This window comes from Streptococcus sp. 3705 (assembly GCF_013277145.1).
Taxonomy (GTDB): domain Bacteria; phylum Bacillota; class Bacilli; order Lactobacillales; family Streptococcaceae; genus Streptococcus.
Map to the genome: position 1 here is coordinate 83,800 of NZ_VMMJ01000008.1, position 11,965 is coordinate 95,764.

An 11,965-nucleotide genomic window follows, 5' to 3' on the forward strand; every position below is an offset into this window, starting at 1 on the left:
CAAGTCTAGCTTTGGGCCACTTGACTTTCTTCCTTCTTTTCCATGAGATAAATATCTCCGAAACTTTCCTCTTGCACGAGGATTAGTTCCTGGGTTTTGATTAACTCTAGGGTTGCCAAAAAGAGGGTAATGACCTCTTGGAGATTCTGGGCTTCCTTGAACAAATCCTGCAAGCGCAATTGATCTCGTCCAGTCAAGGACTCTTTTACGATAACCATCATGTCCTCAATCTTATACTCATCCCGCAGGATAGTCGTGTGATTCTGTGTAAACTCCTCTTTTTTCTTGGCTAGGATATTTGAAAAAGCCAAAAAGAGGTCAATGGTCGTCTTGTCATGAACAAGCTCCGCATCTTCGTAAATCAACTCTGTCGGCGCTTTGGAATAGTGCTGAGCCCGTTCTTGGTGCTTGGCTTCCAAGTGCTCCCCCAAGAGCTTGAACTTGCGGTATTCTTCGATTTGAGAGAGAAGATCCTGCTCTAGGTCATCCTCCAAGTCTGTCACTTCTGCTACCTTTGGCAAGAGCTTGCGGCTCTTGATCAACATGAGCTGACTGGCCATAACCATATACTCACCCGTCACTTCCAGACGCATGGCCTGCAGAGTTGAGACATAGGCTAGATACTGTTCGATGACTTCCGTAATGGGCACATCATAGATATCCATCTGGTACTTAGAAACCAGGTGCAAGAGCAAATCCAGGGGCCCTTCAAAATCTTTTAATTTAATATCCATTATCTATATTTTTCTAAGGTCAGGACTGTTTTTAATCCTAATTTTTTTGCAATTTCGTACAAATCGACCTTCTTTTCAATTTGTCGTAGAATGAACTGTTCCCGCAAGGCTTGAGCTGATAAGGCTGGGAAACCTTTCTCCTTGACAAAGGATTCTAGCTGACGAAAGGCCCACTGACGAGAATAGGCTTTCCCTCCCCTTTCAAAAAGATAGGTCTGCCCCATCAAGGGTTCCAACTCTGACAGCAAGGTCGTGGGAATGGTGACAATTCTCTGTTGGGAAGCCTTCTTGATTCGCAACACTTGAAAGTCCAGATTGACGTCCGCAACCTTAAGGGCTAAAATCTCACTCGGCAAGAGCCCCATTTCCAAGATAAGTAGAGCCAGTAAACGCCCCTCTGGAACGTCGCTTTCCTGCCAAAAAGAGTCTAGGTCTAACAGTTCTGGCTTTTCGGTCTTCTTTTCAGCTTGTTTGGCTAATTCCAAACGATAAAAGCTGTCCACTTCTCCTTTTTGATAGAGAAAGTAGAGAAATTGGTTACAGGCCGAAATCTTTCGCTTCTGGGCGCTGATTTTTAGATTGGCTAGCTGGGCTTGGTAAATCTTGAGACTAGTCTCAGAAATCCGCTCGCCCACTACGTCTAAAAATTGCTCCAGATCATACTTATAGGACTGCTTGGAATTGGCAGATAAGCCCTGCTTTTCTTCTAAAAAGGCTGAAATCCTGTCTCTCATTTGCATCGAATCTCATATTCCTTACTAAAGTCATGCAAGAGGGCATTGACTGCCTTGAGGATAGACTTGCGCGTGATAATTCCTTGGAAAATACCAGACGCATCCACAACCGGCAAGAAGGACTCATCTACCAGCTTGTGCAAAACCTCCGTAATGGTAAAATCAGGCGAGACGACCGCTACGTCCGTTCTCGTCATATGAACAATATCCGTATCCGCCATGATTTCTTGACTCAAGTCATGCTCCATCTGATAAGCCATAATATCTCTGAGCCCAATCGTCCCAACAAACTGTTTTTCATCTGTTACAACAGGAACACGGGTATAGGTCATCTGACTGAGCAAGAGGGTCGCATGATCCGCATTGTGAGTATCAATCAACACAGCTAGATTTTTAGCAGGAGTCAAAAAAGTTTCTTCTTGCCCCAATAAGAAAGTCTCAAACTCCTTGGCAATCATCGGCTAAACTCCTTGGACAAGCCCGGATACACCTCATGGGCTCGTGTCAAAAAGTCCACTTTAAAATAACTGTCATCAATCTCCACACGAGCATAGAGACACTCTCTGATGGTCCCACGTGGTTGACTGATAGAACCTGGATTTAGAAAAAGAGTCTTTCCTTCCATCCAAGCGCTTGGCACATGCAAGTGACCATAAAGGCAGATATCAGCCTCTTCCTCCTGAGCCCAGTAGTCCAACTTTTGAAATTTGAAATTAATGTCAAACAAGTGACCATGGGTTTGGATAATCTTGGTCGAACCAAGCTCAGTCACCAAACGTTCTGGGTAACCTGCATAGAAATCCATATTCCCTTTAACAACACGGATGCCTTCCCAAAGGGGAGAATCAGGACGCAGTTCAGAATCGCCATTATGAAAAACGGCATCAACTTTGCCCACATAGCGATCACGGATTTCTTCCACAATCAAGCTATCGCCATGAGAATCGCTCATTACAATGATGGTTTGCTTTGCCATGATGGAAATACCTCCAAAAGTTTCTTAACGGCTAAGGCACGGTGAGATTGGCTATTTTTTTCTTCAAGGGTTAACTCAGCTGATGATTTGCCTGTCTCTCCCACTAGGAAAAGGGGATCGTAGCCAAAGCCATTTTCACCCTTAGGTTCAAAGTTAATGTAGCCTGGCCAGTCAGCCTCAACAACTAAACTTTCCTTGTTTGGGCTGGCTACGACTAGGGTTGTATGGAATTGAGCCGAGCGGTCTTTGAGTTCAAAGACCATGGCCAACTCGTGCAAGAGTTTAGCATTATTTTCACGGTCAGTAGCTCCCACTCCTGCGAAACGAGCTGACCAGACACCTGGCAAGCCGCCTAGGACATCGACTTTGAGTCCAGAATCATCTGCCAGAACCATCTTGCCCGTTAATTTGGAAATGGTTTCTGCCTTGAGGCGGGCATTTTCTTCGAAGGTCATACCTGTTTCTGCTACTTCAGGTAAGTCAGGGTAGTCATTAAGATTTTCCACATCGTAGCCTAGCTTGTCAAAGATAGCTCGAAATTCCTTGGTCTTGCCTTCGTTTCGAGTCGCAATCAATAAGGTTTCTCTGACCTTGTTTGTCTCAAAGAAATCATGAATATTGACCCCTTCTTTAGGCAATTCTACATGCAGGAGTTGCCCATTTTCAACCAAGAGCAGAGCACCCTGACGTTGAATAACTTCCAAGTTTCGTCCCATTTCTTGGTTGAGGATATCTACCACAAAGGAGAACAAACGATAGAGAGAACCATAGCGTAAAACAGTAACAGAAACAGGAAAACCTCGATCCTCATCTCGAAATCTTTGGGCAAACTCCAATAGAGGAAAATCCAAGTCATCATCCGTCAACGTCCGGACGCCACCAAAAATACCATAGGACCCGACATACCAGTCCTGTTCATCCTTATATTCATAAATTTTATTTGTCATAATTCTACATGCTCCACATGAATCTCTTTTTCCAGCCATTCTTCACCAATTTGTGCAAAACTTTGGCTGCTGGCTGTTGTGTAAAAACGGTGATGGAGTGGTCCAGCATCGCGACCACGATTGATTTCAAAATAATTGAGTAAGACTGAGATGTCCCGTACGCACTCTGCCCCACTATCAATGAGCTGAACCTTGGGTCCCATGACATTTTGAATAATAGGTCTGAGCAGTGGATAATGGGTACAACCCAAAATCAGGCTATCCACCTTTCCAACCAAGGGACGCAGGGTTTCATAGACCACTTTCTTGGTGACACTGGTTGACAGGGCACCAGACTCCACCAAGGGAGCAAACTTGGGACAGGCCAAACTCTCCACCTGTAAGTCCGGATCCAAATCATGGATTTTCTGACGGTAGATGTCTGATTGTACCGTCATGGGTGTTCCAATCACTCCGATTTTCCCACCTTGACTGGACTTGATAGCTGCCGAAGCTCCTGGCAAAATCACACCTAGGACGGGAATATCTAGTTGAGCCTTGATTTCTTCCCAGACGACCGCAGTTGCAGTATTACAAGCAATGACAATCATTTTGACATCCTTGGTCAAGAGAAAGTTGATCAACTGCCAAGTATATTCACGAATTTGCTCAGCAGGACGGGGACCATAGGGCGCCCGTGCCGAATCTCCAATATAGACGATTTCTTCATGGGGAAGTTGGCGCATGAGCTCGCGCACAACGGTCAAGCCCCCGACACCCGAATCCAAAAAACCAATTGGTCGATTATCCATACAGTCTTCTTTCTAGTCTTTTTTCTGATTGATAGTTCATTATGATTATTGATCCTTATGAACTGAATGACAGCCTAATCAATAACTATCTCTCTTAATCATAATCAAATATCAATAGAATGCAAGGAAAAAGTCTCATCCCTAAACATAACCAACATAGTGAGAAGTCTGGAACTTTCATCCCAGACTTTTCCTTATTTATTTTTTCTTTTTATTGTTAGCAAGGGCGGCCTTTTGTTGGCGGATGATTTGGTGGTATACTTGTTGTACCTTAGCTTCGCTTGGTTTTTGACCATTTGCACTCAAAAGAGTACGAACTGCTTCAGCATTCAAACGTGGGTTGTCAGCGAATTCTTTTTCAATTTGCTTACGAACCAAGTACATTCCTCCAAGAGCTCCTCCTAGAAAAGCTAGCACAATCAATACAATTGCTAATAGTAAATCCATCATTTTTCTCCTGTTTCTTTTTGAGTCTCTTTCATTATACCACAAACTAGCCACCCTGACTAGTTTGTTTTACGCTTTCAGGGAGGGAATAGACAGCAAAAAGAGCCCTGCTTTTCTACGAAAGAGGGTTCCTTGCTGAGTTTGTACTCAATGAAAATCAAAGAGCAAACTAGGAAGCTAGCCGCAGGTTGCTCAAAGCACTGTTTTAAGGTTGCAGATAGAGCTAACGTGGTTTGAAGTGATTTTAGAAGAGTATCAATTTCATATTTCTGCCTATCCATTTGTACTAATAAAAGACTGAGACACTGGATCTCAGCCTTTTTATTTATCCCAAAACCAATTCATCACTGACTAGACTCTGGCCACTATTTTTCTGGAATAGATGCATGAGATCTTCGACTGTCAGATGCTTTTTCTCTTCTCCTTTTACATCCACCACTATCTTGCCTTGATAGAGCATAATGAGACGATTGCCGTACTCAATAGCATGGTTCATATCGTGGGTAATCATCAAAGTCGTCAACTGATGGTGTTCCACAATCTTTTGCGTCAAATCCATTACCATTTGACTAGTTTTCGGATCAAGTGCCGCAGTGTGTTCATCCAACAACAAGAGCTTAGGTTTCACCAAGGCTGCCATGACTAGGGTCAAGGCCTGTCTTTGTCCTCCTGAGAGATATTGAGTATCTACTTTTAAGCGGTTTTCAAGACCAATATTCAACTCCTTCAAGGCCTCTTGGAACTGGATTCTATCCTTCTCCTTCACGCCCCAACCAAGCCCTCTCTTCTGCCCGCGTCTCAAGGCAATAGCCATATTCTCCTCAATTGTCAAACGAGAAGCTGTTCCCATCTTAGGATCTTGAAAAACACGGGCAATATCCTTAGCTCTCTTTCTTACACTCAGATTTTTAATGGATTTCCCTGCCAATAAAAGGTCCCCTTCATCCACCGATAGATTGCCAGCCAAGATATTCATCAAAGTGGATTTCCCTGCTCCATTTCCACCGATTACAGAGATAAAATCTCCCTCTTCAACCTCTAAGTCTAATCCTTTGAGGACATGGTTCTCATTGACCGTCCCTGCTTCAAATGTTTTGTGAATATTTTCAAGTGTTAACAAACTTGCCATAACTTTCTCCTCCTATTCATTTCTCAGTTTCAAACCACGAATCTTTAATCGCTTTTGCAATTCTGGTGCAAATAGAACTAAGGCGAGCAAGATTGCATTAAAGAGACGAACTAAGTTTTGATCTAGATTTGGAATTTCATAGATATTTAAAATAATCAAACGGTAAACAATAGCACCGATTCCGATGGATAACAGGCGACCTCCAATGGTCAAATCGTGTATCAAGACTTCCGCAATAATCACTGCACTCAAACCAACAACAATGGTTCCTGTCCCAGAAGTCACATCTGAAAATCCATCATTTTGGGCAAACAAGGAACCACATAGGGCAATCAAGCCGTTTGAAATCATGTAACCAACAATCTTCATGGTGTCTACATTGACTCCATTGGCCTCACTCATCGGAATATTGTCCCCAGTCGAACGCAAGACCAAGCCAATCTCTGTTTTCATCAAAAGGGTCAAGACCAAACAAACAAGTAAGAGACAGGCCGAACTAAATAAGAAAACAGCTTCTTCATTTGACAGCCCTAAGCTTGCCAACTGTTTAAAGACGGTTGCAGAATCTCCCAAGGAAAGATTGGGCACATTTCCCATGATTTTAATATTGATCGAATAAAGCCCTGTCAAGGTCACAATCCCTGTCAAGAGAGCTGGAATTTTCATCTTGGTGTGGAGCATTCCTGATACAAGACCTGCTACCATACCTGCCAGCAAAGCAAGTAAGGTCGCAATCCAAGGATTTGTCCCTGCCTGTATCTGAGATACGACGACAGCCGCCCCCAGTGGAAAGGCTCCTTCAGCAGTCATATCCGCAATATCCAAAATACGGAAAGTCAAGTAGACCCCAATCGCCATAATCGACCACAACAAACCTTCTGATAAACTAGATAATACAAAATTCATCTTAAACCTCCTTATTCCTTGCCTTCCAACTTACTAATATCAATTCCTAGTGCATCTGCCATTTCTTGATTGGTATGCAATTCCAGCTTTTCAGGCAACTCAACTGCTATATTTTCTGGCTTCTCACCTTTTAAGACACGAACCAGCATTCTTGCTGTCTGACGTCCCAATTCTTCATAATTGGTTCCGTAGTTATACAAGCCACCAACCGCAATCATTTCTGTTGAACCACCAAATACTGGAACCTTGTGTTTAATAGAAACCTGCTTGACTGTTTCCATGGTTGATGAAATGATATTATCCGTTGGTACAAAAACCATATCTACCTCTGCCATCAAGCTTTCTGCAGCAGCCTTGACGTTGTTACTGTCCAAGATTGTTTTTTCAACAACACTAAAGCCTTTTTCTTCCAGAAGGCGCTTAGCTTCATCCTTTTGGACAACTGAGTTTGGCTCGCTCTGAGTATAGAGAATTCCAATCGTTTTAGCTTTTGGCAACACTTTCTTTATCAAATTGATTTGGGTTGAAATGGCATCTGATGACTGATCGCTTGTCCCAGTTACATTGCCCCCAGGATGCTCTCTTGACTCAACCAACTTGGCACTGACAGGATCTGTTACCGCTGAAAAGATAACAGGTGTCGTTTGCGTTGTATTAGCCAAGCTCTGAGCAGAAGGCGTTGCGATGGCTAGAACGACATCACTAGATTCTGCTAGTTGCTGGGAAATGGTTTTTAGATTTCTTTGCTCACCCTGTGCATTTTGCAAATCAATCTCAATATTTTTCCCCTCAACATAGCCTTGCTTGGCCAACTCATCCACAAAACCTTCTCTAGTAGCATCCAAAGATTGATGAGTAATAAACTGCGAAATACCGATACGAAAAACATCTTTTTTCTTATCTGCCTTCAACTGATGCAAACTGATCAGAGAGATCAAGAGAATCCCCACTACCAAGAGAGGTGCTAGTAATTTTCGAACAACTTTCATAATGAAACTCCTTCTCAGAAAAGATAATACTCAATGAAAACCAAAGAGCAAACTAGGAAACNNNGCAAGGCGACGTTGACGTGGTTTGAAGAGATTTTCGAAGAGTATAAAACAAAAAACCGCCTAGATAATACCTAAACGGATGCTTGAAATAATCTAACAAGTTACAACTTAGCTAGTCCATTTAGATATTCATCTATATGGACCACAATCAAAAATCTTAGCCACATAGATACAAACAAATTGCTTGAACTGTTTGCATCCATGGTGACATGTCTACAAACACTATCTAAAGTAGCTAAAGTAAAAGTTTTGATTCATCGTTACAGCTTGTTTCTTATTCATTTCTTTTCTGCTTTCTTTTTTGATGTTTCCTATCTTACCACCTTTTTTATCAGCTGTCAAGAATATTTCAGAATATTTTAAAATTTTTCGAAAATTCTTTCATAATTCTTTCAATTCTTTCATGATTCTTTCAATTCTTTCATGATTCTTTCAATTCTTTCATGATTCTTTCAATTCTTTTAGGATAATTTCAAAGATTTGCCCATTAGACAAAATAGAACGATTTGAAGACTTTTATGATATTTAGCTGTATTAGAGTCTTTTAAAAGTGTTTTGATGGCTTGTATTTCTTCTTTGGTTGATTTTATATCACTATTATATAATGCGTTTTGATTTTAGTATAGTATTAAACTGACTCTTGGCAGTCGGACAAAAAATCGACAGTTATTTTATACTGTTTAAAACCAATAGTCAATACGACAATCTCTTTACTTTTCGATTATCAACTCTGTAGATTGCTAACATATCCAAAATAAGCCAAGTATCCCGAGGATAGGCAACATATCTAGGTGTCCAAATAGGATTAAACTTTTGTTTATACTGTCTAAGACCACTAAATGAATAGAATCGATTAGTGAAGGCATAGATGAGATAGGCTACTTTTTCTTGTAGAAAGCTATGTTTCTCAGTTCCTACATTTGACAACGGCGCCATGCCTAATTCAAATAAACGAACTCCTTCTTCTTTAAAATGAAGTAATAATTTCACAAAGAGATAATCCATAATACCATTGGGTGCTGTCCTTAAGTGGTAGCGCATCAAATCGATGCTAGCTTCTTCAGGACCATTACAAGCTAAAAAGGTAACAAAAGCCTGAACCTTATCTTCCTTATCCCTTACAAGGGCTATTGGTGCTAATTGAATGTACTTCTCATCAAAAAATCCAAGTGAAAACCCTTTTTCTTGGCGACCATCTAGCCAATTATCCGATATTTCTGTAAGGGTGTTAAGCAACTTCTTATCAAAAGGTGGTTGTAATACTTGGAATTGATACCCCTTGCTTTCTAATCGATTAACAACTGTTCTAAATTTCTTTCCTTGTTTTCCTTCGGTTGTAAACCTATCCAGTAATACCTGAGCAGTCTCCCCAAATTTCATAAAGTCGTACCCATATTCATGAAGTAATAGGGTGGTTTCTTGATTAATTTCGTAGAAAATAACAGAGACATTTATGTACTCCGCAGCCTCTAAAAACTTAGATAAGCCTTTTTCTAAGTATCCTGACTGTGCCAGTGGATCCGACATAACGACACATTTATTATTTTCAATTGCAAATTGGAAAACAACCTTGTCTTGACCATCCTCTTGGTACCAATAAAGGTATTTGTCATCTAAATAAGCCAGGGTAGCATCTAAATTTATATTTGGTATTGTTGCAATAAAGTCTTGATAACGTTGCTTATCGAAAACTTCTCCAAAATTCTCTTTGGTTTGACTGCTCTCACGGAGTACCAAAACATACGAAATCACCAATATCAGAGACGAGCCAAAAAGATGAATCCAGTGTGTAATCAAATGAGGAAGATGTTTAACTTCAAATACATGATGAGGGTTCAAATGTCCTAACAAAACAAGGGCCAAGAAGAAACTTCCACCAATATACGATATATCCTTACAACAATCTTCCCAAGCATAAATATAATGACTACGAACAAATGTATTTCTAATCCACCATATGATAGACAAAATAATGATTAGAAAAAAACTACTTGCGAATGAAAGACTACCAATATTCAAATAAACAAGGCTTACTAGACCTAGTACAGTAGCGAATGGTAATGTAAATTTTAAACGTCGTTTAACTAGTCTTGCAAGAAGGAAGAAGTGTACGCCGAGAATGATACTAGGAAGTTGAAAAACAAACTGTCCAGTGCTAGGTGAAAGTTCTTTAAACAAAGGAAGATGTCCTAATTCTTGAGGAACTATAGCTGACACCACGAGGAAGAAAGCAAAAAGTCTCAACCCCCAAACCAATACTATAGTGGATAGTGATCCAATAACCTTTTGAGGAATTCCCAAATATTTCTCATTAAGTCGACCACCCATATTTTTTAAGAATAAAACAACCCCTAAACAGAAAGGAAGAATATAATAGAATAAACGAAATACTAGTAACCAACTTAGCGCCTGATCTTTATCAATACCAAGGCCAACTAAACCAGATACCATAATTAAATCGAAACTACCTAGGCTACCAGGAATCATCGATATAATGCCAATTGTAATAGCAATCATAAAGAGGGGGATTACATCATAAATTGGTAAATTGTAGCCTAAAACATACCCAACCAAAAGGAAAAAACTTAATACACTAGCCCAATCAAGGGCAGAAGTTAACACTAATGATAAAATTGTCCTTCCACTCAATTGACCAAAATAGACCCATTTTTTTCTATTTGAAACAAATAAAATAATTGGAAGATAGAGACAAGCTCCCAAAAGAGCTGGCCAATATTGTTTAATCCCCATTGAAATAGGAAATATAATTGTGAAAATTAAACTTATCAGTGCAAACAGTGAGAAACCACTCATAAAATAAGGGATGACACGAGAAATTCCTTGCATACTTTTTTCAGAGCGTTCTTCATCTCCATAGAAAGAATAGCGTAAACCAACATCCACCAAACCGGCAAAGCCAATCATATTATTCAAGCTATTTATAGTCCAACTTGTTTCTAGTAAGTAAGATAATTTTTGTTTCTGATTAAGTTCTTTATTTAGGATTCTATCATAGAGCATCATTGGCGCAACAGCCATAGAACCGAGCAAAGCTAAACTAATGACTTTTATTGGAGAGAGTTCCCCCAAGATTGCTCCAATCTTATCAACCGAAATTGTCTTAAAAAGTCTGATTATCTCTACAATAACGAGACTAACAATAGATAAAAATAAGGTAATCTTGATGAGTGTCTGCCATTTTTTCACGCAATTCAAAATTGTTCTCACAAGCTCTTCCTCTTATCCTAATAAAGTTTGTAATATTGGAATAACAACGATAAATAGAACCGTACTTAGAGTCACCACGTTCGTAGAGAATTCCACATCTCCTTTTCCCTGATTAGCAAGGATTGGGAGAACAGCTAGAGCTGGTGTAGCGGACTGAATCATAAAGGTCTTAAATTCTACTGTCGCCATATCTGGTGCAGAGAACTTCAATACAAGAAACATAATCAGAGGAGCTAGGATAAAGCGTCCAACTAAAGTGACAATTGTATCTTTATCAAAAGTAATAGTATTCAAGCCTGCCTTTGCAAGAACGATACCAATATAAATCAGAGATAAGGGAGTGACGATATTTCCAACATAAGTTAAGGTATTTGTTGCGAAATCTGGAATGGAGATTCGGAGAATCAAAAATAGTAGAGCGACAAGAAAACCTACAAGCGGAGCTGGAAGCAATTTCTTCCAGTCAAATTTAGTTTTCTTCTTACTTTGACCCGATTTACTATCGCTCGTTATCACATACACGCCTAATGTCCAGGTAGAAATCGTGTTAGTGATATAGTAAATCAAGAAATATGGAAGAGCCTGATTACCAAAAAGAGCAACGTTTAATGGTAAACCGATAAAAATAGTATTGGCATTCACAAAGGTATTAATCATGGTTCCTCGCCGTCCTGGACGAACCTTGAAAAGCCTAACCGCAATATAAGCTACGATATAGCCCAATTTAAATGCTACAAAAGTATAAAAGAGTCCTCCAGAAAGACTGATTAGTTTATCTAGCGTTAGGTATTTCATCACCGACACAAAGATTGACGCTGGCAAGGCTACATTCATGATCAAACGAGATAGATTGGATCCAAAACTATCTCCAAACCATCCCCTCACCTGAAGAATATACCCCAAAACAATAATAGCAATAATCGGAATGATACTCGTAATCGAGGTTAAAAAGAGTGACATAGGTGTCCTTTCTAAATTACTTAAGTCCACAGGCCATACAAATCTGCCACTATAGAAGGAT

Annotated in this window: 12 protein-coding genes and 1 pseudogene; all 13 read right to left on the reverse strand. The window is 40.1% G+C overall.

Features of this window, described 5'->3' with window-relative positions:
- Window positions 1–5: 5 nt before the first annotated feature.
- Entirely contained in the window at window positions 6–734 is a 729-nt protein-coding gene (locus HT714_RS02350) for a segregation/condensation protein A (RefSeq protein WP_125447803.1), read from the reverse strand.
- Window positions 734–1,468, reverse strand: coding sequence for a site-specific tyrosine recombinase XerD (gene xerD, locus HT714_RS02355; protein WP_345789534.1), 735 nt, complete (start codon window positions 1,466–1,468; stop codon window positions 734–736). The genes HT714_RS02350 and xerD overlap by 1 nt, the downstream gene beginning before the upstream one ends.
- A complete protein-coding gene (cbpB, locus tag HT714_RS02360) occupies window positions 1,465–1,926 on the reverse strand; it encodes a cyclic-di-AMP-binding protein CbpB (RefSeq protein ID WP_020903098.1) in 462 nt (153 codons plus the stop codon). The genes xerD and cbpB overlap by 4 nt, the downstream gene beginning before the upstream one ends.
- Window positions 1,923–2,444: a metallophosphoesterase gene (locus HT714_RS02365; RefSeq protein WP_173226064.1), complete on the reverse strand. Its 522-nt coding sequence runs from the start codon at window positions 2,442–2,444 to the stop codon at window positions 1,923–1,925. The genes cbpB and HT714_RS02365 overlap by 4 nt, the downstream gene beginning before the upstream one ends.
- Window positions 2,420–3,391: a nucleoside-triphosphate diphosphatase gene (locus HT714_RS02370; RefSeq protein WP_173226062.1), complete on the reverse strand. Its 972-nt coding sequence runs from the start codon at window positions 3,389–3,391 to the stop codon at window positions 2,420–2,422. Before HT714_RS02370 ends, HT714_RS02365 begins: the two co-directional genes overlap by 25 nt.
- Window positions 3,388–4,182, reverse strand: a complete 795-nt coding sequence (gene racE / locus HT714_RS02375; RefSeq protein WP_173226060.1) for a glutamate racemase — start codon at window positions 4,180–4,182, stop codon at window positions 3,388–3,390. The genes HT714_RS02370 and racE overlap by 4 nt, the downstream gene beginning before the upstream one ends.
- A gap of 198 nt (window positions 4,183–4,380) precedes the next feature.
- Window positions 4,381–4,629 (reverse strand): YneF family protein, encoded by a 249-nt coding sequence (locus HT714_RS02380; RefSeq protein ID WP_000364990.1) that lies wholly within the window; start codon window positions 4,627–4,629, stop codon window positions 4,381–4,383.
- 325 nt (window positions 4,630–4,954) lie between these two features.
- Entirely contained in the window at window positions 4,955–5,758 is an 804-nt protein-coding gene (locus HT714_RS02385) for an ATP-binding cassette domain-containing protein (RefSeq protein WP_000157661.1), read from the reverse strand.
- A 12-nt stretch (window positions 5,759–5,770) separates the two neighbouring features.
- Complete coding sequence (locus tag HT714_RS02390) at window positions 5,771–6,664, reverse strand: ABC transporter permease (RefSeq protein ID WP_173226058.1); 894 nt, start codon at window positions 6,662–6,664, stop codon at window positions 5,771–5,773.
- A gap of 11 nt (window positions 6,665–6,675) precedes the next feature.
- Window positions 6,676–7,653 (reverse strand): ABC transporter substrate-binding protein, encoded by a 978-nt coding sequence (locus HT714_RS02395; RefSeq protein ID WP_173226056.1) that lies wholly within the window; start codon window positions 7,651–7,653, stop codon window positions 6,676–6,678.
- A 533-nt stretch (window positions 7,654–8,186) separates the two neighbouring features.
- Window positions 8,187–8,306 (reverse strand): annotated as a pseudogene (locus tag HT714_RS02400) (IS630 family transposase); the annotation flags it as partial.
- Window positions 8,307–8,409: 103 nt separating this feature from the next.
- Window positions 8,410–10,944: a bifunctional lysylphosphatidylglycerol flippase/synthetase MprF gene (mprF, locus tag HT714_RS02405; protein ID WP_173226054.1), complete on the reverse strand. Its 2,535-nt coding sequence runs from the start codon at window positions 10,942–10,944 to the stop codon at window positions 8,410–8,412.
- A 12-nt stretch (window positions 10,945–10,956) separates the two neighbouring features.
- The gene (locus tag HT714_RS02410; protein WP_173226052.1) at window positions 10,957–11,904 is read right to left on the reverse strand and encodes an AEC family transporter; all 948 of its coding nucleotides are present in this window, start codon (window positions 11,902–11,904) and stop codon (window positions 10,957–10,959) included.
- Between the last annotated feature and the right edge of the window lie 61 nt (window positions 11,905–11,965).